Origin of the sequence: Mycobacterium sp. 3519A (assembly GCF_900240945.1) — a bacterium.
Lineage (GTDB): Bacteria > Actinomycetota > Actinomycetes > Mycobacteriales > Mycobacteriaceae > Mycobacterium.
In genome coordinates this window covers 2,125,131-2,148,188 of sequence record NZ_OESG01000013.1, presented here as the reverse complement: position 1 = coordinate 2,148,188, position 23,058 = coordinate 2,125,131, and the positions used below count along the sequence as shown (strand labels likewise).

Below are 23,058 nucleotides of genomic sequence, written 5' to 3'. Positions count from 1 at the left end.
TTGAGCTTCATCGCTGTCTTGCTCCCCTCGTTGACTGTAATTCCAGTCAACGCCGCAAAACTGGACTCACCCTGACGGCGGGATGCGAATCGACTATGCGCACCGTTCACAGCGTTCAGGAAGCCCTAAGGCGCTGTGCAACAACGCCGTAGCAAATTCAGCTGCGATACTCCGGGATCCACCGAACCTCAGCGATTCGCTGGTTGAGTTGTTCGGCAGTGCGATGCGGAGCCACTCCGTCGGCGATCGCCTGCAGTCCCACTGCATGCGCGATCCGGACCGCCACCGCGGGGACGTCCGCCCAGGCGGGCAGTAGCGGCAGGTGTGGATCCACCAGCGCGGGTGATTCGTCGCCGAGTGCGGCTGCGGCGACACGCATCATCTCGTCGGTCACCCGGGTGGCTTGCGCCGCGGTGACGGCAAGGCCCATCGCCGGGAAGATATAGACGTTGTTGCACTGGGCGATTGGCCGCTCCACCCCGTCGCGGTGCAGCGGAGCAAACGGCGAACCCGTGGCGATCAACGCCCGCCCGTCAGTCCACGCATCCAGTTCCGCCGGGTGCGCTTCGGCGCGGCTGGTGGGGTTCGACAACGGGAAGATGATCGGCCGCTCCGTCTTGCCGGCGAGCTCACGCACGATGTCTTCGGTGAAAGCCCCTGCAGCCGTGGACAACCCGAGCAGTACCCCGACGTCGACGTGGTGAACCACGTCGGCCAGTTGCGCTGGGCCGGACAGACCCCAGCCTGCGACGACGTTCGCGGGTTTCGCGAACTTGCGTTGTTCCGGGGACAGGTCGGTGCGGTCGTCGGTGAGCAATCCCACCACGTCGACCACCCAGATCCGTTCGGCTGCTTCGGCTTCCGACAGACCCTGGGCGACCATCTCGCGCCGCACCATGTCGAGCACGCCGATGCCCGCCGAACCCGCGCCCAGCATCACGACCTGCTGTTGCGACACCGGGCGGCCTGCCACCTTCGCTGCGCCGTGCAACGCACCGAGCGTCACGGCCGCGGTGCCTTGGATGTCGTCGTTGAACGTCAGCAACTTGTCGCGGTAGCGCTGCAGAATCGGAAGCGCGTGCGCCGTCGCGAAATCCTCCCACTGCAGCAGCACATTGGGTAGCTCGTCGTGCACCGCCTCGACGAATTCGTCGATGAATGCGTAGTACTCGTCGTCGTCGATCCGCCGGTGCCGCCACCCGAGATACTGTGGGTCTTCCAGCAATTCGACGTTGTCGGTGCCCACGTCGAGCACGATCGGAAGTGTGCGCGCCGGGTCGATTCCGCCGATCAGCGTGTACAGCGACAGCTTCCCGATCGGGATGCCCATCCCGCCGATGCCCTGGTCGCCGAGGCCAAGGATGCGTTGCCCGTCGGTCACCACGATCACGTCGACTTCGCGATGTGGCCGGTTGCGAAGCACCTCACGCAGTTCGGCCCGATCCGGGTACGACACGAACAGCCCCCGCGGCCGCCGATAGATTTCGCTGAAGCGCTGACATGCTTCACCGACGGTCGGGGTGTACACGATCGGCATGGTCTCGGCGATGTTGTCCCGCAGCAGGCGGTAGAACAACGTCTCGTTGCGGTCCTGCAGCGCGCGCAAGTAGATGTGTTTGTCGAGACCCTCACGGCGAGTGGAGAACTCGTTCCACGAGTGCTGGACCTGTTGCTCCAGCGTCTTTTCCGCGGTCGGCAACAGTCCCAGCAGTCCGTACTTGCGCCGTTCTTCGTGGGTGAATGCCGTTCCTTTGGTCTGCAACGCGTCGAACAGCAAGTCTCGTCCAGTCTTGGCCTCAGACAACTGGAGTCCTTCCGGCGGAGAAGTTACGGGAGTTTGTTGACCAACTCTTCCACCCCGACGCGGGGACCGGTGAAGAACGGGGTCTCTTCGCGCGTGTGTCGCCTGGCGTCGGTGGCCCGCAAGTCGCGCATCAAGTCCACGATGCGGTACAGCTCGGGCGCCTCGAACGCCAGGATCCACTCGTAGTCGCCGAGTGCGAAGGCGGGCACCGTGTTTGCCCGCACGTCCTTGTAACCCCTGGCGGCCATGCCGTGCTCGGCCAGCATGCGGCGGCGCTCCTCGTCGGGCAGCAGATACCACTCGTAGGACCGGACGAACGGATACACACAGACGTAGTTGCCGGGCTCCTCACCGGCGAGGAACGCGGGAATGTGGCTCTTGTTGAACTCGGCAGGGCGGTGCAGCGCGACGCTGCTCCACACCGCCGTGCTGGCCCGGCCCAGCGCGGTGGTCCGCCGGAAGTCCGAATAGGTCGCCTGCAGCGCCTCCACCGTCTCGGCGTGGGTCCAGAACATGAAGTCGGCGTCGGCGCGCATGCCCGCGACGTCGTAGATGCCGCGGACCACGACGCCGCGCTCCTCCTGCTGTTTGAGGAACGTCGTCATCTCGTCGACCACGCCCCCGCGGTCGTCTCCGAGGACGCCCGGTTGCGCCGCGAACACCGAGAACATCAGGTAGCGGATGGTCGCGTTGAGCTCGTCGAAATCCAGCTTGGCCATACGGTCTATCGTGCCACGCGCGCGGTGACAAGCGACGCGGCCGCCCGTGTGGCGGCGGCCACGCAGGCGGGCACCCCGATGCCGTCCAGATAGCCGCCCGCGACCGCCAGCGTCGGCGGCAGACCGGCCCGCAGTTCGGCCACCACGTGCTGGTGGCCGGGCCCGTACTGGGGCATCGCGTCGATCCAGCGCTGCACATGGCAGTCGACCGGTTCGACGGTGACCCCGAACACCGTGGCCAGATCCCGCGACGCCCACTCCAACAGGTCCTCGTCGCCGGTATTCCTGGCCACCTGGTCGCCGAACCGGCCGTACGACAGCCGAACCAGTTCGACGTTGCCCCGCCGCCCCCATTTGCGGCTTGACAACGTAATCGCCTTGGCCTGCACCGGATTCCGGTCGGCCACCAACACGCCGGACTGTTCCGGCAGCGGGGTTCCGCCTGGCAAGCCCAACGCCACCAGCGCGGTGGAGGCCACCTCGATGCGGCGCGCGGCGGCCGCCGTTCGCGGAGCCACCCCCTCGATCAGCCGCGGCAGCCGCGGCGCGGGCACGGCCAGCACCGCCGCGTCGGCGGGCCAGTGTTGCCCCTCGTCGTCGACCAACTCCCAGCCCCGCGGCGCCCGGTCGACCCGCTCCACGGTCACCTGAGCCCACTGGATGCCCGCCCGGCGCACCAGCTCGTCGACCAGGACGGCGTATCCGCCCTCGACGGCACCGAACACCGACCCCGTCGAGGGCGGCGGAAGCGCGTCGCGCACCGCCTCGGTCAGGTTCCTTGCCCCCCGGTCCAGCGCGGCGGCCAGCGTCGGAACCGCGGACCGCACGCCGATGGTGGCTGCCGAGCCCGCGTACACCCCGGCGAGCAGCGGATCCACCGACCGAGTCACCACCTGGCCGCCGAATCGGTCCCCGACCAGGTCGGCCACCGACGGGTCGGCGCCTGGCTGCCAGACGAACGGCCGGTTGGGTTCGTCGAGCATCACGCCGATCGTGGCGTCGTCGACCAGCCCCGCCAGCGCCTGCGGCTGCGACGGAATGCCCTGCAGGGTGGCCGCAGGCAGCGGGTGCAGCCGTTGCTGGCTGTAGATCAGCGGCCGGACTCCGGTGGTGCCGATCTGCCGGTGTGCCAGGCCGAGTTCGGCCAGCAGCGCAGGCACCTCGGGCCGTCGCGCGATGAATGCCTCGGCGCCGACGTCCAGCGGCTGGCCGCCGATCCGTTCGGTGCGCAGCACGCCCCCCAGCCGATCGGCAGGGTCGAACACGGTGATGGTCGCGGTGGGCCAGGCGACCCGCAGCCGGTAGGCCGCGACCAGACCCGAAATCCCGCCCCCCACAACGGCATACGACGTTGTCATAGCGAGTGCACCAACGCGACGACGTCGGTGATGACCGACGGGTCCGTGCCCGGCAGTACACCGTGGCCGAGGTTGAACACGTGGCCGGCGGCACCGGCGTCGACGGCGCGCCGACCGTCCTCGACGACGGCGCGCACGGCGGTCTGGGCCACGTCGAACCCGGCAAGCAGCACGACGGGGTCGAGGTTGCCCTGCAGGGCGGTGCCGGGTTGGACGCGGGCGGCGGCGTCGGTCAGCGACGTTCGCCAGTCGACTCCCACCACGGTTGCGCCTGCCTGCGACATGGCGCCGAGCAATTCGGCGGTGCCCACCCCGAAGTGCGTCATCGGCACCCCGGCGCCGGCGAGCGCGGCGAACACCCTGCTGCTGTGGGGCAGCACGTAGCTGCGGTAATCGGCCAGCGACAGCGTGCCCGCCCAGGAATCGAACACCTGGATGGCGTCCACGCCTGCATCAAGCTGGGTCTGCAGGAACGCGATCGTGATGTCGGTCAGCGCCGTCATCAACGCATGCCAGGTTCCCGGGTCCCCCAGCATCATCGCCTTGGTGCGCTCATGGTGTTTGCTGGGTCCGCCTTCGACCAGATAGGAAGCCAACGTGAACGGCGCGCCTGCGAACCCGATGAGCGGGACGTCGCCCAGGTCGGTCAGCAACTGCGACACCGCCTGCGCGACGGGTGCGACCTGTTGCGGCTCAAGGCCGTTGATCGCGTTCACATCGGCGATGCTGCGGACCGGGTGTTCGATCACCGGCCCAACGTCGGGCACGATGTCGAGCTCGACCCCGGCGGCCCGCAGCGGCACGACGATGTCGGAGAACAGGATTGCTGCGTCGACCCCGTGCCGACGGATCGGCTGCAAGGTGATCTCGGTGATCAACTCGGGATCGAAGCAGGCCTGCATCATGGTGTTCTTGGCCCGCAGAGCGCGGTACTCAGGCAGCGAGCGGCCTGCCTGCCGCATGAACCACACCGGCACCCGGCTGGGTTTGCGGCCGGTGGCTGCGGCCAGATACGGCGACTCGGGCAGCGTGCGGCGGTTCGTCATCGGTCTCAATGCTGCCATGCCTGTTCAGCGGCTTTTCACACGTCGGCACAGCAACAGCCCAGACCATGATCAGCTCGGGCACAAAATCGGCGCGCCTGCGCACAGACCAGCCAATATGGTCTAGCGTCAAACGGCATGACCACCGCCGAACCGGCTCAGTTCCGTGAAGCGGTGGCGGCGATGAATGCCACCACCGTGCGACCGGAAATCGAGCTCGGCCCGATTCGCCCGCCGCAGCGGCTGGCGCCGTTCAGCTATGCGTTGGGCGCCGAAGTCAGACACCCTGAGACGGCCATCGTCCCCGAGCGGTCCGAAGGCGACGCGTTCGGCCGGCTGATCCTGTTGCACGATCCCGAGGGCGCCGACGCGTGGGACGGCACCATGCGGCTGGTCGCCTACATCCAGGCCGACCTCGATCCCAGCGAGGCCCTCGACCCGCTGCTGCCCGACGTGGCGTGGAGCTGGCTGGTCGAGGCGCTCGAGTCGCGGGCCGAGCACCTCACCGCGCTGGGCGGTACGGTCACCGCCACCACGTCGGTGCGCTTCGGCGACATCTCCGGGCCGCCGCGCGCGCATCAGCTCGAACTGCGCGCCTCGTGGACCGCGACGACGCTTGAGCTGGGCCCCCACGTGCAGGCGTTCTGCGCGGTGCTCGAGCACGCTGCGGGCCTGCCGCCGGCCGGTGTCACCGATCTGAGCTCCCGCACGCGCGCCTGACGATGGCGGACCCCGAACAGGCCGCCGAGGCGCAGGAGGCTGAGGCCACACCGCTGCTCGCGCCACGGGACGGCGTACCACCGCTGTCGGTCAGTCGCGACGAAATCGCAAGAGCCGCAGATCTTTTGGCGTCCGGCCACGGCCCCTTCGCGGTCGACGCCGAGCGAGCGTCGGGCTTTCGGTATTCCAACCGCGCCTACCTGGTGCAGATCCGCCGCGCCGGTGCGGGCAGCGTGCTGATCGACCCGGTGAACCACGGCGGGGACCCGGTCGAGACGCTGGCCCCGGTCGCAGCGGTGCTGGCGACCGACGAATGGGTGCTGCACGCGGCCGATCAGGATTTGCCGTGTTTGGCCGAGATCGGCCTGCGGCCGCCGAAGCTTTACGACACCGAGTTGGCAGGCAGGCTGGCCGGTTACGACCGGGTGAACCTGGCGACGATGGTGCAACGGCTGCTTGGCCTGCAGTTGATGAAGGGCCACGGCGCGGCCGACTGGTCGAAGCGCCCGCTGCCGCATGACTGGCTGAACTACGCCGCGCTCGATGTCGAGGTGCTGCTCGACCTGCGCGACGCGATCGCCGCCGTGTTGGCTGAACAAAGTAAAACCGATTGGGCCGAACAGGAATTCGAGTTCGAGCGCACCTTCGAACCGTCACCGACGCGACGGGACCGGTGGCGGCGCACGTCGGGCATCCACAAGGTGCGCAATCCGCGGGCGCTGGCCGCCGTTCGGGAGTTGTGGGTGACCCGCGATCACATCGCCCGCCGCCGCGACATCGCGCCCGGGCGGATCCTGCCTGACTCGGCGATCATCAACGCCGCGACCGTCAACCCGGACACCATCGAGAAGCTGACCGAACTGCCGGTGTTCGGCGGCACCCGGCAACGCCGCAGCGCGCAGGTGTGGCTGGACGCGCTCGCCCGCGCCAGGACCACGGAGCCTCCCGAGGCGCAGGAGCCGTCCAACGGCCCGCCGCCCGCGTCGCGCTGGTCTCGGCGCAAACCCGAGGCGGCTGCCCGGCTGGAGGCGGCCAGAGCCGCGCTCAACGAACTGTCCCAACGGGTTTCGGTGCCACCGGAGAACCTGGTCTCCCCCGAGGTCGTCCGCCGGCTGTGCTGGGACTGGCAACCCGCCGCCGATACCATCGCGGCGGTCGACGCCTTCCTGCGCGATGCCGGGGCCAGGCCATGGCAACGCGAACTCGCCGACCCGGTGCTTGCCGAGGCACTCAATCCTGATCGCGAGCAGTCGTAACGGGCCCGGCCCGCGGCGCAGGTGCCTAATCTGGGTCGGTGGCGCTGCTTCTCGGTCCCGTGCTCCGACACGTCGACGACACGACTGCGCAGGTGTGGGTGCAGACCGATCAGGCCGCCACCGTGACGGTGCTCGGTTGCACAGCAAGGACATTCGAGGTCCAGGGTCACCACTACGCCCTCGTCCCGGTGACCGGCCTGGCCGAGGATTCCACGACCCCGTACCAGGTCAGCATCGACGGCGAGCAGGTGTGGCCGCCGCCTGATTCGCGGTTTCCGCCGAGTGTGATCCGGACGCGCGGCGGCGACTCCGCACACCGGTTGCGCGCCGTCTTCGGCTCCTGCCGATACCCCAAGACCGGGGTGGCCGACATCGACGAGGAACTCGGCGACGACGCGCTCGACTGCTACGCCGACCGGATGGCCGGCCAGCCGATGGATGAATGGCCGGACATGCTGATCCTGCTCGGAGACCAGGTGTACGCCGACGAGCTCACGCCCGAGGCCCGCAGGCACATCGCGGGCCGCAGGCGCACACACGCGAAACGGCCGCCCGAGGAGGTCGTCACGTTCGGCGAGTACGAACAGCTGTACTGCCATTCGTGGGGTGATCCGGAGATCCGCTGGATCATGTCGACGGTGCCCACCGCGATGATCTTCGACGATCACGACATCCGCGACGACTGGAACACATCGGCGGCGTGGCGGGCGGAGATGAACAAGCAGCCCTGGTGGCGAGACCGGATCCGCGCCGGTTTGGCGTCGTACTGGGTGTACCAGCATCTCGGCAACCTCAGCCCCGCGGAACTGGCCGCGGACGAGGACTACCGGCGGCTGCGCGACATCGACGGCGACATCTGGCCGGCGCTGGTCGAACTGGCCGACCGCGCGGACGCCGAGGTCGACGCGAACAAGGGCGTCCGGTTCAGCTTTCGATGGGACCTCGGCCGCAGCCGGTTCCTCATGATGGACAGCCGCAACGGCCGGATTCTGGACTCCGGGATGCGCATGATGATCGGCGAGCGGGAGTTCGGCTGGCTCGAGGCGCAGGCCGCCGACGGGCTTGACGAGCTGGACCACCTGATCCTCGGCTCGTCGGTGCCGTGGCTGTTGCCGCCGGTGCTGTCGGATTTGGAGACGGTGAACGAGATCGCCGCCGACCGGGGCGGCTGGCGCGGCAAGTTGGCCGAATCAATCCGCCAGGCAGCCGATTTCGAGCATTGGGCGGCGTTCTTCAAGTCATTTGTGCGGCTGACCGAGATGATCGCCCGGGTGGCAACGCATCCCGGCGGACCGGCGACCGTCACCGTGCTCTCCGGCGACGTCCACCACAGTTACGTCGCGCGCGCGCAATTGGCCGCGGCGTCCGACGCGACGGTGCATCAGGTCGTCTGCTCGCCGGTGCACAACAAGGTGCCCCCCTACGTCAAACCGGCGTTCAAAATCGGGTGGTCACACCGGCTTGCGCCGGTGATGCGGCGGTGGGCGCGTCGTCGAGGAGCGTCGTCGTTGCCTGTCACGTGGACCGATGTCTGCGGTCCGCTGTTCGGCAACACCATCGCCGTGTTGCGGATCTCGGGCCTCGACGCCGAGGTCGTCTTCGAGCAGCCCACCGCGTCAGGTGAGCTGGAAGTGGTCAGCCGGGTGCGGCTCACCGCTTGACGCCGAGCAGACGCAAAGTGACCCGACACGCCGAGAAAATGGGACACTTTGCGTCTGCTCGCGCTAGGAAGTGCGCACTAGGAGGTGGCGCCCGCTTCCGTCGCCGCGGCGAAAAGCGCTTCGGCCACCAGGGAATTGGGCTCACGGTCGAGCACGATCAGGCCGACGGCAGGCCCCGGTTGACGAGCAACCATCGGCCGCTGCGCCAGCCCCTCCGGCAGTACGAACGCGTCCAGCCAGGTGTGTGCGACCACGCTGCCCAATTGCAGGGTTTTCAGGTGCGCATAGATCGCCGCCACCGTGTCCGCCTCCACCACTGGGCGGAACTGAACGCCGTCGGCAGCCATGTTTGCGTCGATGATCCGACGGTTGCGCATCGACGGCGTGAGCGCGCACAGCGGTAGGTCCGCCGCTTCCGACCAGCGCACCTCGTCCTGTTCCATCAACGGATGCGTCGCGGGCGCCACCAATACGTAGCGCTCCCGGTACAACTCGACATGCCTTGTGCCAGGTGGTGTTTCGGAGTCCAGGTAGGAGAGGCCCGCATCCAACTCGAACTCCCCCAGTCGCCGGGCGATCTCCCGCGACGGCATCGACTCCACCTGCACCGTCGCACCCGGATACCGTTGCAGGAACCGCCCGGTCACCAACGGACTGGCGGGCACCGACGTGGGGACCGCGCCGATCCTGGCCGTCGCGGTCAAGCCGCCGCGCATCCGCTCGATGTCCGCCAGCAACTCGCTTCGTTCGGCCAGGATCCGATGCGCCCAGGTGATCACCCGCTGCCCCTCGGCGGTGAAGCCCTCAAAGCGCTGTCCACGCAACACGATCACGACGTCCAATTCGTGCTCGAGCTTGCGGATCGCGACGGACAACGTCGGCTGGCTCACGTGGCAGGCCGCTGCCGCGCGGCCGAAATGCCGCTCGCGCGCGAGCGCCACCAGATATTCGAGTTGTTGGATCGACACCTCACCGTGCACGGGTGCAATGATAGCGCTCGCCTATCACACCATGTCAGATGGCAAACACCAGGCTATTGTCTGCACCGCTATCCCGTTGTTAGCGTCAGCATCGTCGCCAGTGAACATCGAAAATGGTTGTCGACACGGCTATTTCGCGGCCGCGCGGTTGCGTGGCCGCATCGCACTCAGCAGCATCTTCAAGAAAGGTAATCGACCAATGGCCAAAGTGGTGTGCGTGCTCTACGACGATCCCGTCGACGGCTACCCGACCAGCTTCCCCCGTGACGGACTTCCCCACCTCGACGCATATCCCGACGGACAGTCGCTGCCGACACCATCGGCGATCGACTTCACGCCAGGCACGCTGCTGGGCAGCGTGTCCGGCGAACTCGGCTTGCGGCGCTACCTGGAAGACCTCGGCCACGAGTTGGTCGTCACCTCCGACAAGGACCGCAAGAACTCCGAATTCGACCAGCATCTGGCGGACGCGGAAATTGTGATCTCCCAACCTTTTTGGCCGGCCTACCTCACCGAGGAGCGGATCGCGCGGGCACCGAAGCTCAAACTCGCAATAACCGCGGGCATCGGCTCAGACCATGTCGACCTGGACGCCGCGATCAAGGCAGGCATCTCGGTCGCCGAGGTCACGTTCTCCAACAGCATCAGCGTCGCCGAGCACGTCGTGATGATGATCCTGTCGCAGGTGCGCAACTACCTGCCGTCGTACAAATGGGTCCTCGACGGGGGCTGGAACATCGCCGACTGTGTGCAGCGCTCGTACGACCTGGAGGGCATGCACGTCGGCACCGTCGCGGCGGGCCGGATCGGGCTGGCGGTGCTGCGCCGACTCGCCCCGTTCGATGTGCACCTGCACTACTTCGACAAGCACCGGTTGCCCGCCGAGGTCGAGGCCGAGCTGAACCTGACCTACCACCCGACGGTCCGCGACATGGTGCCGCACCTCGACGTCGTGACCATCAACGCGCCGCTGCATCCGGAGACGCGTGGCCTGTTCAACGACGAACTGATCGGCACGATGAAACGCGGCGCGTACCTGATCAACACCGCGCGGGCGCTGATATGCGACCGCGACGCCATCGTGCGCGCGCTGCAAAGTGGCCAACTCGCGGGCTATGCGGGCGACGTGTGGTTCCCGCAGCCGGCACCGGCGGACCACCCGTGGCGCTCGATGCCCCATCACGGCATGACGCCGCACATCTCGGGGTCGTCGTTGTCCGCGCAGACCCGGTATGCGGCGGGTACCCGCGAGATCCTGGAGAGCTACTTCACCGGTCGGCCGATCCGCGACGAGTACCTGATCGTCGACGGCGGCGCGCTGGCCGGTGTCGGGGCGCGCTCGTACACGGCGACCGCCTGACTTCGACGGCGAGCTGGGCCCTGCTCGCGCTACGAGGTGACGCGATCGATGTGCGTCACGAACGCCTCCCACACCGCATCGGGCGCCTCGATCTGCGGCCAGTGCCCGATCGTGTCGTCGAGCATGACGACGTCAGGATTGGGGATGACCTCGAGGTAGCGCTGCGCCATGTGCCTGCCCGAGTTCGGGTCGACGGGGCCGTCGATCAACCGCATCGGCACCGCCGTCTCCCGCATCGCGCGCACCCACCGATTGCGGTGGGCGTAGCGGTCGGTGACGAACCGACCGACCTTGTGCAGCACGCGTTTTCCGTCGTTGTACTCCAGTATTTCGTGGAACAGGTCGAGCATCCGCCGCGTCGGTTTGGTGTTGGGGCCGAACATCTCGTTGATCGTCGGCTCGATCAGACGCCGCGACAGCTGACTGCCCTGCAGCGGACTCAGGATGTCGCCCAACGGTGTTCGCGACATCAGCTTCTGCATCAACCGGGGCGTATACGCCTCGTTGAACAGGCCGCCGTTGAGCCAGGTGATCGATTCGATCTGCAGCGCACCGTAGGCGCGCTCGTCGAACTGCTGACGGGCCAGCAGTTCCTGGCCGACGGAGTCGCCGAGGTCGTGAGCCAGCACATGGGCCGAGCCGACGCCCAGGTGCGCCAACAGCGCCTCGTGCATGTCGGCGTGGTCGTGCACCGTGTACCCGTAGGCGACGGGTTTGGCCGAGAAGCCCATGCCGAGCATGTCCGGAGCGACGACGGTGAAACGCTCGGTCAGCCTGTCCCACAACGGCGCCCAGTCCCACGTGTTGAACGGATAGCCGTGGATGAGCAGCAGATGCGGGCCCTGGCCCGCCGTCCGGTAGAAGATGTCGAAACCCAGATAGTCGAAGTACTGTCCACCGGACTTCCAGCGTTCGAGCTCAGCATCCATCTGCGCAGCCCACCTAGGGTCCCAGCGTCGCTCAGTGGCCAGTTATGTCACGCGAACAAGCCTCAGGTTCAAGGGGTGATTGCAACGGCTCCTAGCTGAGGAGTTGTTGATGCGTCCGTCGCGTTATGCCTGTGTTGGTCGTCAGTTCTGGGGTCATGTCGGCGATGGCACGTCGGTGGTGGAGGCGGCGCAGGCAGTCGGTGTGTCGGTGCGCACCGGCTGGCGCTGGTTTGCCGATGCTGGCGGGGTGAGACCCAAATTTCCTGATGAGACCGGTGTGCGGAAGTGGTCGCGGCTGGGCGAAGACGAACGTAACGAAATTCAAGACGGCATTGCCAGAGGGGAAAGCATTCGGCAGATCGGCAGGCGGCTGGGCCGCCCGGCCTCGACGGTCATGCGTGAGATCGACCGAAACGCGTTCTGCCGTGGACGATATCGTTCGCGGTACCGGTTCGGGGCGCAACGGCACGGCGGCTGGGATGCCACGCCGAGGTATCGGGCCGGCGTCGCACAGGCGCGTGCTCACGCGCGGGCTCGACGCCCGAAACCGCGCAAGCTGGCCACCAATGAACGGTTGCACCTTGAGGTGCAGAATCGGCTGCTAGACGACCACAGTCCTCAACAGATCGCCAACCGGCTGCCGATCGAATTTCCCGACGATGCGGAGATGCGGGTGTCCCACGAGACCATCTATCAGTCGATCTACGTGCAGGGTAAAGGAAATCTGCGCCGTGAGCTGCACAAATGTCTACGCACTGGGCGGGCGTTGCGCAAGCCTCAACGACGCGGTAACCAGCGCCGAGGGCAAATCCGCGACATGGTCAACATCAGCGAGCGTCCACCGGAGGTCGAAGACCGTGCCGTACCCGGCCACTGGGAAGGCGACCTGATCATGGGTAGCACCGCATCGGGTTCGGCGATCGGCACCGTGGTCGAACGCATGACTCGGTTCGTGCTGCTGCTGCATCTGCCTGACGACCACGGTGCCCTGGCAGTGCAAGAGGCCATCGTCGCGAAAATGGCTCAGCTGCCGGCGATTCTGCGTAAGACACTGACCTGGGATCAAGGCAAAGAGATGGCCAATCACGCCGCTATCGCCGCAGCGACGGAATTAGATATCTACTTCTGTGATCCGCACTCACCATGGCAGCGCGGGACCAACGAGAACACCAACGGACTGCTGCGCCAATACTTTGCTAAAGGCACCGACTTGTCGATCTTCCCGGCAGACTATCTGGACTACGTCGCCGCCAAGCTCAACAACCGGCCCCGGCAAACCCTGAGCTGGAAGACCCCAGCCGAAACCCTCGACGAACTACTCTCAAACCCGTCAAAACCACCCGCTGTTGCAATCACAGCGTGAAACCGCCAGCGAAATCCGTGTGATAACTGGCCACTGGGCGACCGAAAGCTAGTCGAGGTGCTCGCTGACCGCGGGCTCTGCCGCGCGGGTTCCCAGCGCCGCCACCCAACCGGTGATCCGGCGGGCGATGTTGGCATCGGTCAGGCCGACATCGGCCAGCACCTCACCGCGCGACGCCTGGTCGAAGAACTGCTGCGGCAAGCCGAGGTCGCGGCACGGGACGTCGATCTCCGCGCGCCGCAGCGCACCCGACACCGCCGCGCCGACGCCGCCCGCGACGCCGTTGTCCTCGACGGTGACCACGAGCTTGTGCCCGCGGGCCAACTCGCCGAGAGCCTCCGGCACCGGCAGCACCCACCGCGGGTCGACGACCGTCACGCCGATGCCCTGGTTGCGCAGTCGCTCGGCGACCGCCAACGCCATCGCCGCGAACGGGCCGACCGCGACCAGCAGCACGTCGTCCGACATCCCGTCCGCGGGCAGCGCCAACACGTCGACGCCGTCGCGCCGCTCGAGCGCCGGAATGTCTTCGCCGACATCGCCTTTCGGGAACCGGATGGCGGTGGGACCGTCGTCGACGTCCAGCGCCTCGCCGAGCTCCTCGCGTAGCCGCGCGCCGTCACGCGGCGCGGCCACCCGCATGCCCGGCACGATGCCCAGCATCGACAGGTCCCACATGCCGTTGTGGCTGGCGCCGTCGGGGCCGGTGACCCCGGAGCGGTCCAGCACCATGGTGACCGGCAGCTTGTGTAGCGCGACGTCCATCATCACCTGGTCGAATGCCCGGTTCAGGAACGTCGAGTAGATGGCGACCACCGGGTGCATCCCGCCCATGGCCAGACCCGCCGCCGACGTCATCGCGTGCTGCTCGGCGATGCCGACGTCGAAGAACCGGTCCGGGAACCGCTGCCGGAACGACGTCAGGCCAGTCGGCCCTGGCATCGCGGCGGTGATCGCCACCACGTCACGTCGCCGACTGGCGTAGCCGATCAGCGCATCGGAGAACGCCGACGTCCACCCGGGCCCCGGCACGGAGGTGGCCAGCCCGGTCTCCGGGTCGATCACGCCGCACGAGTGCATCTGGTCGGCTTCGTCGTTCTCAGCGGGCGGATAGCCCATGCCCTTGCGGGTGACCACGTGCACGATCACCGGCGCCTTGAAGTTGCGTGCCTGGCGCAGCGCGGTCTCGACCGCGTGCTCGTCGTGGCCGTCGATGGGGCCGACGTACTTCAGGCCGAGGTCGGTGAACATCACCTGCGGCGACAGCGCGTCCTTGATGCCCGCCTTCACGCTGTGCAGGCACTGGTAGCAGAGCTCACCGACGAGCGGCACCCCGCGCAGCGCGCGCTTGCCCTCGTCGAGCACCTTCTCGTAGCCCGGTTGCAGCCGCAGCCCGGCCAGGTGCTCGGCGAAACCGCCGATGGTCGGCGCATAGCTGCGGCCGTTGTCGTTGACGACGATCACGACGGGCCGCCTGGCCGCGGCGATATTGTTCAGCGCCTCCCAGCACATGCCGCCGGTCAGCGCGCCGTCGCCGACCACAGCGACCACGTGCCGGTTGCGGTGCCCGGACAGCTCGAAGGCCTTGGCAAGGCCGTCGGCGTAGGACAGCGACGCACTGGCGTGGCTGGATTCCACCCAGTCGTGCTCGCTCTCGCTGCGCGACGGGTAACCGGACAGGCCGCCCTTCTTGCGCAGTGAGTCGAAGTCGTGGCTGCGGCCCGTCAGCATCTTGTGCACGTAGGACTGGTGGCCGGTGTCGAAGATGATCGGATCGTGCGGCGAGTCGAACACGCGATGCAGGGCGAGGGTGAGTTCCACCACACCGAGGTTCGGACCGAGATGCCCACCGGTTGCAGCGACCTTATGGATCAGAAATTCGCGGATTTCCTGCGCCAGATCGCTCAACTGCGACTGGGAGAGGTGCTGCAGATCAGCGGGGCCGCGGATCTGTTCAAGCATTAGGCCAGTGTAGCCACGGGTCAGTGGCTCAGTCGTATCGAGACTGGTAGATGTCGGGCACGCCGTCGTGGTCGGTGTCCGCAGTCTCGATCGCCTCGATACGCCGGTAGGCCGCGTTGCGACTCAACAACACGACCGCCGCCAGCGCACCTGCGACGACGGACCCGGCCAGCACCCCGATCTTGACATCGTCGCCCGCGGGGGTGCCGTGACCGAACGCCAGTTCACCGATCAGCAGCGACACGGTGAAGCCGATGCCCGCGAGCAGCGACACGCCGAGCACGTCCCGCCATGCCAGATCCTCGTCGAGCGCCGCGTGCGTGAATCTGGCCAGCAGCCACGCCGTGCCGAACACCCCGAGCGGCTTACCGATCACCAGGCCGGCGATCACACCGTCAGTGACCGGATGCAGCAGCGAGCCGCCAAGGCCGGACCAGCCGCCGACCGTCACCCCCGCGGCGAAGAAGGCGAACACGGGCACGGCGACGGCCGCGGACAGCGGTCGCAATTGGTGCTCGAACTTCTCCGCGCGACCGTTGTCGCCGAGCACCGGGACGGTGAAACCGAGGATCACGCCCGCGACCGTCGCGTGCACGCCGCTGGCGTGCACCAGGGTCCAGGCCGCCACGGCCAGCGGCACCAGCAGCCACCACCGCCCGAAACCGCGCTGCACGGCCAGCCCGAACAGGGCGATCGGCACCAGCGCCAGCGCCAGGGGGCCGACCGCCAGATGGTCGGTGTAGAAGACGGCGATGACGGTGATGGCCAGCAGGTCGTCGACGACAGCGAGGGTCAGCAGGAAGGTCCGCAGCGCGGTGGGTAGGTGTGTCGACAGGACCGCGAGCACCGCGAGCGCGAACGCGATATCAGTGGCGATCGGCACCGCCCAGCCGTCGAGGTGCTCGGGCTCGCCTGCCACCAGGGTGATGGCGATGAAGATCGCGGCGGGCACCACCATGCCGCCGATGGCAGCAGCGATCGGCAGTGCGGCGCGGCGCGGATCGCGCAGATCGCCCGCGACGAACTCGCGCTTGAGTTCGAGCCCGACGACGAAGAAGAAGATGGCGAGCAGCCCGTCGGCCGCCCACGCCGAAACGGAGAGGCGCAGATGTAGGGATTGCGGCCCGATCGCGAATTCCGACACGGTGCGGTAGGCGCTGGCCCACGGCGAGTTCGCCCACACCAGCGCGGCACCCGCCGCGACAAGCAGCAGCGTGCCACCGACGGTCTCCTTGCGAAGTATCTCGGAAAACCGTTGCGTTTCCGACCACGAGCCGCGTGTCAGCAATCGAAGCGGAGTACTCATCGCGCCGCGAAATTCATTGCCGTGCAGGCGAAGTCGGCGGGTCTAAAGGAGGTGTTCACAGGCATGCTCCGGGGTCGGCTATCGAAGACAAAACGCCGACCAGGCTTCCCGGCACACCCAGAGCCCAACCTACCAGGTTCAAATTGCTGTTGATTTCGTTCGGCACCCCGGTACATTTCTGTTCGGTGCGCCGGGAAGTCTGGTCGGCAAGTAGTTGTCCAACTCGCGAAAGGGCTTCCGTGAACGCATCTCCGGCGCCGTTGTGCACGGTCGTAAGGTGCTGATATGCACGCCGAGGACATGGCCGAGGACTTCCCGGTGGTAACCGTCGACTCCAACGCGTTAGAGGCGGCGCGCATGCTCGCCGAGCACCGTCTGCCGGGGATCCTGGTCACCGATGAGTCCGGGCATCCCTTTGCCGTGCTACCGGCGTCGCAGGTGGTGCGGTTCATCGTGCCCACCTACGTTCAGGACGACCCGTCGCTGGCCGGCGTGATCAACGAATCGGTGGCCGATCGCGCCGCGGACAAGCTCGGCAACAAGACGGTCGCCGATGTTCTGCCTGAACACCTCACCGACGTGCCTCCCGCGAACGCGGATGACACGATCATCGAAGTCGCCGCGATCATGGCGCGTTACAAGAGTCCACTGGTTGCTGTGATGAAGGATGGCGAGTTGCACGGGGTCGTCACCGCGTCACGTCTGCTGGACGCGGCGTTGAGGCACTAGTCCATTGACGACTGTCATCGCGATCGCCGTCTTCGTGGTCGCGTACGCGCTGATTGCCAGCGACCGCATCAACAAGACATTGGTCGCGCTCTTCGGTGCCGGCATCATCGTGGCTCTCGGCATCGTCGAGTCCGAGGACGTTTTCTATTCGCACGAGACCGGGATCGACTGGGACGTCATCTTTTTGCTCTTCGGCATGATGATCATCGTCAGCGTGCTGCGGCAGACCGGGGTCTTCGAATACGTGGCGATCTGGGCGGCCAAACGCGCAAAGGGTTCGCCGCTGCGGATCATGATCCTGCTGGTGTTGGTCACCTCGTTCGCATCGGCGTTGTTGGACAACGTGACAACGATCTTGTTGATCGCTCCCGTCACGCTGCTGGTGTGTGACCGCCTCGCCATCAACCCGGTGCCCTTCCTGATCGCAGAGGTTCTCGCGTCGAACATCGGTGGCGCCTCGACCTTGGTGGGCGATCCTCCGAACATCATCATCGCGAGTCGAGCAGGTTTGACGTTCAACGACTTTCTCGTCCACATGACGCCGATCGTCATCATCGTCATCATTGCGTTCATCGCTTTGCTGCCGATCGTGTTCCGTGGTTCGTTCGACGTCGACCCCGCCCGCGCGGCCGACGTGATGTCACTGGTGGAACGGGAAGCCATCCGTGACCCACGGCTGCTGATCAAGAGCGGCGTCGTCCTCGCGCTCGTCTTCACCGCGTTCATCGGCCATTCGGTGTTTCACATCGCGCCGTCGATCGTCGCCTTGCTGGGTGCGGGCATTCTGATTTTGATCTCAGGCTTGGAGCGACGCGACTATCTCGCGGGCGTGGAGTGGGAGACGCTGCTGTTCTTCGTCGGACTGTTCGTGATGGTCGGCGCGCTGGTGAAGACCGGCGTCGTCGACGAACTGGCACGGTCGGCAACCGAGATCACGCAGGGAAACGGGCTACTGACGGTGATGTTGATTCTCGGCGTCTCCGCACCGGTGTCCGGGGTGATCGACAACATCCCCTTCACCGCGACGATGACGCCGATCGTCAGCGAGTTGGCGGCCAGCATGCCTGACATGGCGCACCCCCACGCGCTGTGGTGGGCGCTGGCCCTCGGGGCGGACTTCGGCGGCAACCTCACCGCGGTCGGGGCGAGCGCCAACGTCGTGATGCTTGGAATCGCCCGTCGCGCAGATTATCCGATCTCCTTCTGGGAGTTCACCCGCAAGGGCGCGTTGATCACGATGGTGTCCATTGTGCTTTCAGCGCTCTATCTCTGGCTGCGGTACTTCGTCTTCGGCTGATTGCGCGCGCGACGTAGCGCCCCGCGACCCAATCCGGCGGGCTACCGTGAACTGTCATGATCATCGAACGGCGGAGCGTGATCGACGCGCCGGCCGACCAGGTCTGGGCGCGGGTGGTCACGCCAGAGGGCATCAACGACGAGGTGCGACCGTGGATGACCATGACGATGCCGCGCGCAGCCGACGGCCTCACTGTCGACAACGTGCCGGTCGGCGTCCCGATCGGACGGGCCTGGCTGCGGTTGTTCGGCGTGCTGCCGTTCGACTACGACCGGTTGACCATCGCAGAACTGCAGCCGGGCCGCAGCTTCGACGAGCAGTCGACGATGCTGAGCATGCGTCAGTGGCGTCACCAGCGCTCCGTGGATCCCGACGGAACATCGAAAACCGTTGTGCACGACCGTATTACCTTCCAGTTGCGGGTGCCGCTTCGCCCTGCCACGCCGATCGTCGCAGCGGGGCTCCGAGCATTGTTCGGCCACCGGCACCGCCGTCTGCAGCGGCACTTCGCCGGGTCCTAGCGACACGAGCAGATCCGAATAGCCGCCGAACCCGCGGCGGCCGTGCACAATCGGAGCCATGGCTGATATCGGCGATGCGGCCCAACGGCCACCGCTGGACGACGTCTCGAAGGCCATCATCAGCGCGCTGCAGCAAGACGGGCGGCGCTCCTACTCGGCCATCGCCGAGGAGATCGGCATCTCCGAGGGCGCGGTCCGGCAGCGGGTGCAGCGCCTGATGAACGGCGGCGTGATGCAGATCGTCGCGGTCACCGACCCGACGGAACTCGGCTTCGGACGCGAGGCCATGATCGGCATCTGCTGCTCCGGTGACAGCCTGCAGGTCGCCGAAAAGCTCACCGAGGTCGACGCCATCGACTACGTCGTGGTGACCGCGGGCCGATTCGACGTAGTGGTCGAGGTGGTCTGCGAAGACGACGCGGAGCTACTGGACATCCTCAACACCGAGATCCGCACACTGCCAGGCGTCTATCTCGCCGAAACCCTGGTCTACCTGAAGACACTGAAGCAGCAATACAACTGGGGCACACGTTAGGCCAGCAGGCCTAATTCACGCGCTTTCCGCACCGCGTCTCGGCGCTTCGTGACGTCCAGTTTCGTCAGAATCGCCGACACGTGATGGTCGACGGTCTTGACCGACAGATACAGCCGTTCCGCGAGTTCGGCGTTGGTCAGGCCGTCGTCGAGCAGACGCAGCACCTCGGTCTGGCGGGTGGTCAACCCGGCGGGGTTGGCCAGCGTCGTCGCGCGCCGACGGGCGGGCACCACCGAAATGCCCCTCGACCGCAGGGCGCGGCGCACTTTCCCGGCCACCGCGTCGGCGCCGAGCCGATCCAGGATGTCCAACGCGCGCGACGCATGGGCAGCGTCGCCGGAGTCGACCAGCGCGAGCGCGGCGTCGTACGGCATCGAACGACGATGGAAGCCGTCGGCCGCGGCCTCGTAGGCCCCGTCCAGCAGCAGTCGATACGGTTCGGCCACCCCGACGACGTCGACGTCGTCGCCCAGCCGTCGCAACCAGACCGCCAACTCACCGCGCGACCATTCCAACCCGGTGACCGGCCCGCCCAACAGTAACTCGCGACACTGGGCGATACGCTCGTCGGGTTCTCCTGTGAGCCAGGACTTTTCGACGATCGCGGCGGCGACGGGCAACATCCGGATCGGCTCGGCGAACCGGCACGCCAGCGTCCACGCGTCGTCGAGTAAGGGGCCTGCGGTCCCAGCCTTGCGCATGTCCACCACCGCGCGGATCAGCGACGGCCACGTCCTGGCCAGCGGGGCACTCGGAAACTCCAGCAGCCGCGCGGCGTCGGCCGCCGCGTCGTCCCAGTCCCCCACCATCAGTTGAAGCCGTGCGCGCGAACCCATCTGCCACACCCGACAGATCGGGAGGTCGTGTTCGTGCATCAGCGGGATGCTGACATCGAGCAGTTCGGCGGCGACGTCGAGCCTGCGCTGCTCCACGTCGAAGTAGGTGATGTTGCTCCAGCCACCGGAATACAACTCGTCGATGTGCGTGGGCGCCGAATTGAGGATCGCCATGATTTCGTCGCGCCCGGTCTCGTCGCCATTGAGCAGCACCGCGTAGTTATCGATCAGCCGGACGCGGATCCCCAAATCGGTATCGCCGGTCTTGTCGGCGACTTCGCGGGCGCGCGCGACCAACGCCTTGGCCCGGTCCAGTTCGGTCGCCTGCACGGCGAGGTACGCCTGCATCGCGAACGCGTGGCCAAGCTGCACCAGCTGCGTGGCGTCGTCGGCGTCTGGGTGCAGCACCGACATCGCTTGGCTGGCATGGCCTTCCGCTTGCCCGCGGTCGGCGTTGTACCACTGGTAGACGGCCAGCGAGTGGTGGTTGGCGCTGACCGCGGCGGGCTGGCCCAACACCTGGCGGATCCGCATCGCACGGTGACATGAGGAGATCGCGTCGGCCAGCCGGTCGGTCAGGTAGTACTCCCACGCAAGCTGCTCGAGCAATTCCGCCTCGGCCTGCGGCTGCAACGGGCCGCCCCGCTCGAGCGCGATCGTGAAGAACTCGGTCGACTGGCTGTGGGCGCCCGAGCGCGCCGCCGTGGTGCCCGCTTCTCCGGCGTACCGCCGGATCCTGTCGATGTCGCCCGCGCCGAGCGCGTGGTGGGTCAACACCGCAGGGTCGACGTGACCGGTGGCCTCGTAGGCGTCGATCAACCGGCGATGCAGTCGCGGTTCGGCACCGGCCGGGATCACGCTGCGGATCGCGAGTCGGCACAGGTCGTGGCGGAAGGCGACGCCGCGCGGGCTCCTGCGGATCAGGCCCGCCTCGGCCAGCGCCCGCGAGGCAGGCAGCGTGACGCCCAGATCGACCAGCAGATAGTCCGGGATGACGCCCGGCGAGCAGGTCAGCAGGTTCAGCAGATCCCACGCCGAGGGGTCCAGCCCGGAGGTGCGCGCGAGCACCGCGTCGCGCACGGTGGTCGGCAGGTCGTCGCCGTGGTGTTCGAGCATCTCGCACACGAAGAACGCGTTGCCCCCGGTGATGTCGTGCAGCCATGCCGGATCGACGCTGCGCTCGCCGACGAGGGATTCGACGGCCTGCAGGGACAGCGGCGGGATGGTCAAAGATTCGGCGCGCGGCGACCGGGCCACGTCGCCGAGCAGTTCGCGCATGCGATGGTTGGCCCCTACCTCGTCGTCGCGAATGATCCCGATGATCAGCGAGCGGGTCTGCGCGATTCTGCGCAGCACGAACCGCAACAGGTCGATGGTGCCCTGGTCGGCCCACTGCAGGTCGTCGAGCACGAAAATCGAAGGCGCGGTGCACAAGTCGTCGTGCAACGCGGAGAAGATGTCGTAGGGCGCATCGCTGTGTTCGAGAAGCTCCCTGCTGGCGGGCGCCAGCGCGGGTGACAGGTCGTGGATGGGGCCGAGGGGACGCGGGGTCGGCAGCGGATCGCAGACGCCCCACAGCAGACGTTCGTCACGGATCCACCCGTCGACGAACGATTCGACGAACGACGTCTTGCCCGCACCGGACTCCCCGCTGACGATCAACATCCCGCCGCGCCCCGCACGCGCGTAGTCGGCCCTGGCTTGCACCCTGCCGAGTTCGTCGGTGCGCTCGATGAGCTTCACAGTGACCGATGCTAACGGGGCGAGCGCCGCTCTGAGCAGCGAATATACCCGTCTCCGCAAAGATGGGTAACTTCCCCCCATGCCCGGGCGGCCGGGGTGGCCGAACGTTGTCTCAGCCGCGGCGCATGGTCGCGGAACGTCGATCAAGACAGGAGACAACGATGAAGCGCTTTCTGATCGAGCGGCAGATCCCCGGAGCCAGCGAGCTGACCGAAGAGCAGTTGGCGGGCATTGCCGCGAAGTCCAACGACGTCGTGGCATCGCTCGGCGTGCCGTATCGCTGGATCACCAGCTATGTGGCAGGCGACAAGATCTACTGCGTACACGAAGCCGAGGACGAGGACACCATCCGGGAGCATGCCCGCCGCGGCGGGTTTCCGGCCAACTCGGTCACCGAGGTGGCCAACGAGTTCGGCCCGCACACGGCTGAGCGGATCGTCAGCACGCACTGATCTACAGCGGTATGCGTCGTGGCCGGTCGGATGCCGGCCACACATACGGCAGATCGTCGGGCACGTCACCGAAGACCGGCCGGTAGTGGGCCGGATCCTTCCGCAGCAGCGCCGATTGGTGACTGCGGTGGAAGGCGTGATCACCCAGCCACGGCGGCAGTTCCCCCGCGGCCCCCAACGCCGCCTGATCGCGTGGCGCCGAAACTCCGGTGCCACGCGTCAGGTCGGCGAGCAGCGTCGTCGCACAGGTGTCGGCGTTGCCGAGTTCGCACCACACCGCGCAGATGTCGAGCCCGTAGCGGACCAGCGCCTCTTCGTATCCGGCCCACATCGCCGCGGCGGGGTGATGCCGCCAGCCGTACCCGGCCACCGTCAGCGCGCGGACCACTTGGATGGTCTCCACCCGCTGCTTACCGAGGCGGCGGTTGTCGAGCACCCTTGCCGTCGCAGTGAATTCGGCGTACGGCAAGAAAGTCTGCATGAC

Annotated in this window: 20 protein-coding genes; 10 read left to right on the top strand and 10 right to left on the bottom strand. The window is 67.1% G+C overall.

Going from position 1 to position 23,058, the window contains the following annotated elements; genetic code table 11:
- Positions 1-157 precede the first annotated feature (157 nt).
- From C1A30_RS18255 to hemE, 4 genes are read right to left on the bottom strand one after another with little or no spacing between them, the layout of a single operon-like run.
- Positions 158-1,804: an NAD-dependent malic enzyme gene (locus tag C1A30_RS18255; RefSeq protein ID WP_101949584.1), complete on the bottom strand. Its 1,647-nt coding sequence runs from the start codon at positions 1,802-1,804 to the stop codon at positions 158-160.
- A 23-nt stretch (positions 1,805-1,827) separates the two neighbouring features.
- Positions 1,828-2,523: a hydrogen peroxide-dependent heme synthase gene (gene hemQ / locus C1A30_RS18250; protein ID WP_101949583.1), complete on the bottom strand. Its 696-nt coding sequence runs from the start codon at positions 2,521-2,523 to the stop codon at positions 1,828-1,830.
- A 5-nt stretch (positions 2,524-2,528) separates the two neighbouring features.
- Entirely contained in the window at positions 2,529-3,881 is a 1,353-nt protein-coding gene (locus tag C1A30_RS18245; RefSeq protein WP_101949582.1) for a protoporphyrinogen oxidase, read from the bottom strand.
- Complete coding sequence (gene hemE, locus C1A30_RS18240) at positions 3,878-4,927, bottom strand: uroporphyrinogen decarboxylase (protein WP_101949581.1); 1,050 nt, start codon at positions 4,925-4,927, stop codon at positions 3,878-3,880. Before hemE ends, C1A30_RS18245 begins: the two co-directional genes overlap by 4 nt.
- A gap of 135 nt (positions 4,928-5,062) precedes the next feature.
- On the opposite strand from hemE, the gene C1A30_RS18235 reads away from it, so the two are divergent.
- From C1A30_RS18235 to C1A30_RS18225, 3 genes are read left to right on the top strand one after another with little or no spacing between them, the layout of a single operon-like run.
- Complete coding sequence (locus tag C1A30_RS18235) at positions 5,063-5,644, top strand: DUF3000 domain-containing protein (protein ID WP_067798456.1); 582 nt, start codon at positions 5,063-5,065, stop codon at positions 5,642-5,644.
- A 2-nt stretch (positions 5,645-5,646) separates the two neighbouring features.
- The gene (locus C1A30_RS18230; RefSeq protein ID WP_101949580.1) at positions 5,647-6,900 is read left to right on the top strand and encodes a ribonuclease D; all 1,254 of its coding nucleotides are present in this window, start codon (positions 5,647-5,649) and stop codon (positions 6,898-6,900) included.
- A gap of 38 nt (positions 6,901-6,938) precedes the next feature.
- Positions 6,939-8,561, top strand: coding sequence for an alkaline phosphatase D family protein (locus C1A30_RS18225; RefSeq protein ID WP_101949579.1), 1,623 nt, complete (start codon positions 6,939-6,941; stop codon positions 8,559-8,561).
- A 77-nt stretch (positions 8,562-8,638) separates the two neighbouring features.
- Here C1A30_RS18225 and C1A30_RS18220 read toward each other — a convergent pair whose 3' ends face one another.
- Positions 8,639-9,541, bottom strand: a complete 903-nt coding sequence (locus C1A30_RS18220) for a LysR family transcriptional regulator (RefSeq protein ID WP_101949578.1) — start codon at positions 9,539-9,541, stop codon at positions 8,639-8,641.
- Positions 9,542-9,740: 199 nt separating this feature from the next.
- On the opposite strand from C1A30_RS18220, the gene C1A30_RS18215 reads away from it, so the two are divergent.
- Complete coding sequence (locus C1A30_RS18215) at positions 9,741-10,901, top strand: NAD-dependent formate dehydrogenase (protein WP_101950290.1); 1,161 nt, start codon at positions 9,741-9,743, stop codon at positions 10,899-10,901.
- Positions 10,902-10,930: 29 nt separating this feature from the next.
- Here C1A30_RS18215 and C1A30_RS18210 read toward each other — a convergent pair whose 3' ends face one another.
- On the bottom strand, positions 10,931-11,830 hold the full coding sequence (locus C1A30_RS18210) for an alpha/beta fold hydrolase (RefSeq protein WP_101949577.1): 900 nt from the start codon (positions 11,828-11,830) through the stop codon (positions 10,931-10,933).
- Positions 11,831-11,939: 109 nt separating this feature from the next.
- Here C1A30_RS18210 and C1A30_RS18205 point away from each other — a divergent pair, with 109 nt between their 5' ends.
- Positions 11,940-13,193 carry an IS30 family transposase gene (locus tag C1A30_RS18205; protein WP_235009817.1) on the top strand — a complete coding sequence of 418 codons (1,254 nt, stop codon included), beginning with the start codon at positions 11,940-11,942 and terminating at the stop codon, positions 13,191-13,193.
- Positions 13,194-13,241: 48 nt separating this feature from the next.
- Here the strand turns inward: C1A30_RS18205 and dxs are convergent, their stop codons facing one another.
- Positions 13,242-15,155, bottom strand: a complete 1,914-nt coding sequence (gene dxs, locus C1A30_RS18200) for a 1-deoxy-D-xylulose-5-phosphate synthase (RefSeq protein ID WP_101949576.1) — start codon at positions 15,153-15,155, stop codon at positions 13,242-13,244.
- A gap of 28 nt (positions 15,156-15,183) precedes the next feature.
- On the bottom strand, positions 15,184-16,461 hold the full coding sequence (gene nhaA, locus C1A30_RS18195) for a Na+/H+ antiporter NhaA (RefSeq protein WP_101949575.1): 1,278 nt from the start codon (positions 16,459-16,461) through the stop codon (positions 15,184-15,186).
- Between the two features lie 285 nt (positions 16,462-16,746).
- On the opposite strand from nhaA, the gene C1A30_RS18190 reads away from it, so the two are divergent.
- Genes C1A30_RS18190 through C1A30_RS18175 form a run of 4 tightly spaced genes read left to right on the top strand, consistent with a single transcriptional unit; the run spans position 16,747 to position 19,543 of the window.
- On the top strand, positions 16,747-17,190 hold the full coding sequence (locus C1A30_RS18190) for a CBS domain-containing protein (protein ID WP_101949574.1): 444 nt from the start codon (positions 16,747-16,749) through the stop codon (positions 17,188-17,190).
- Between the two features lie 4 nt (positions 17,191-17,194).
- Positions 17,195-18,487, top strand: coding sequence for an SLC13 family permease (locus C1A30_RS18185; protein WP_101949573.1), 1,293 nt, complete (start codon positions 17,195-17,197; stop codon positions 18,485-18,487).
- Positions 18,488-18,543: 56 nt separating this feature from the next.
- Complete coding sequence (locus tag C1A30_RS18180; protein ID WP_101949572.1) at positions 18,544-19,008, top strand: hypothetical protein; 465 nt, start codon at positions 18,544-18,546, stop codon at positions 19,006-19,008.
- A gap of 58 nt (positions 19,009-19,066) precedes the next feature.
- On the top strand, positions 19,067-19,543 hold the full coding sequence (locus C1A30_RS18175) for an Lrp/AsnC family transcriptional regulator (RefSeq protein WP_101949571.1): 477 nt from the start codon (positions 19,067-19,069) through the stop codon (positions 19,541-19,543).
- Here the strand turns inward: C1A30_RS18175 and C1A30_RS18170 are convergent.
- Positions 19,540-22,122, bottom strand: a complete 2,583-nt coding sequence (locus C1A30_RS18170; protein ID WP_101949570.1) for a helix-turn-helix transcriptional regulator — start codon at positions 22,120-22,122, stop codon at positions 19,540-19,542. The two genes, C1A30_RS18175 and C1A30_RS18170, sit on opposite strands and share 4 nt — an antisense overlap.
- A gap of 161 nt (positions 22,123-22,283) precedes the next feature.
- Between C1A30_RS18170 and C1A30_RS18165 the strand changes: the two genes are divergently transcribed.
- Complete coding sequence (locus tag C1A30_RS18165; protein WP_101949569.1) at positions 22,284-22,574, top strand: DUF4242 domain-containing protein; 291 nt, start codon at positions 22,284-22,286, stop codon at positions 22,572-22,574.
- 1 nt (position 22,575) lies between these two features.
- Here the strand turns inward: C1A30_RS18165 and C1A30_RS18160 are convergent, their stop codons facing one another.
- Positions 22,576-23,055, bottom strand: coding sequence for an MSMEG_6728 family protein (locus C1A30_RS18160; protein ID WP_101949568.1), 480 nt, complete (start codon positions 23,053-23,055; stop codon positions 22,576-22,578).
- Between the last annotated feature and the right edge of the window lie 3 nt (positions 23,056-23,058).

What these genes read in the sequence shown, in the direction of transcription:
- hemE (WP_101949581.1), bottom strand. Translation starts at nt 4,927, where the DNA reads ATGACGAACCGCCGCACGCTGCCCGAGTCGCCGTATCTGGCCGCAGCC.
- C1A30_RS18165 (WP_101949569.1), top strand. Translation starts at nt 22,284, where the DNA reads ATGAAGCGCTTTCTGATCGAGCGGCAGATCCCCGGAGCCAGCGAGCTG.
- C1A30_RS18175 (WP_101949571.1), top strand. Translation starts at nt 19,067, where the DNA reads ATGGCTGATATCGGCGATGCGGCCCAACGGCCACCGCTGGACGACGTC.
- C1A30_RS18190 (WP_101949574.1), top strand. Translation starts at nt 16,747, where the DNA reads ATGCACGCCGAGGACATGGCCGAGGACTTCCCGGTGGTAACCGTCGAC.
- C1A30_RS18205 (WP_235009817.1), top strand. Translation starts at nt 11,940, where the DNA reads ATGCGTCCGTCGCGTTATGCCTGTGTTGGTCGTCAGTTCTGGGGTCAT.
- nhaA (WP_101949575.1), bottom strand. Translation starts at nt 16,461, where the DNA reads ATGAGTACTCCGCTTCGATTGCTGACACGCGGCTCGTGGTCGGAAACG.
- C1A30_RS18160 (WP_101949568.1), bottom strand. Translation starts at nt 23,055, where the DNA reads ATGCAGACTTTCTTGCCGTACGCCGAATTCACTGCGACGGCAAGGGTG.
- C1A30_RS18215 (WP_101950290.1), top strand. Translation starts at nt 9,741, where the DNA reads ATGGCCAAAGTGGTGTGCGTGCTCTACGACGATCCCGTCGACGGCTAC.
- hemQ (WP_101949583.1), bottom strand. Translation starts at nt 2,523, where the DNA reads ATGGCCAAGCTGGATTTCGACGAGCTCAACGCGACCATCCGCTACCTG.
- C1A30_RS18210 (WP_101949577.1), bottom strand. Translation starts at nt 11,830, where the DNA reads ATGGATGCTGAGCTCGAACGCTGGAAGTCCGGTGGACAGTACTTCGAC.
- C1A30_RS18230 (WP_101949580.1), top strand. Translation starts at nt 5,647, where the DNA reads ATGGCGGACCCCGAACAGGCCGCCGAGGCGCAGGAGGCTGAGGCCACA.
- C1A30_RS18245 (WP_101949582.1), bottom strand. Translation starts at nt 3,881, where the DNA reads ATGACAACGTCGTATGCCGTTGTGGGGGGCGGGATTTCGGGTCTGGTC.
- C1A30_RS18235 (WP_067798456.1), top strand. Translation starts at nt 5,063, where the DNA reads ATGACCACCGCCGAACCGGCTCAGTTCCGTGAAGCGGTGGCGGCGATG.
- dxs (WP_101949576.1), bottom strand. Translation starts at nt 15,155, where the DNA reads ATGCTTGAACAGATCCGCGGCCCCGCTGATCTGCAGCACCTCTCCCAG.
- C1A30_RS18180 (WP_101949572.1), top strand. Translation starts at nt 18,544, where the DNA reads ATGATCATCGAACGGCGGAGCGTGATCGACGCGCCGGCCGACCAGGTC.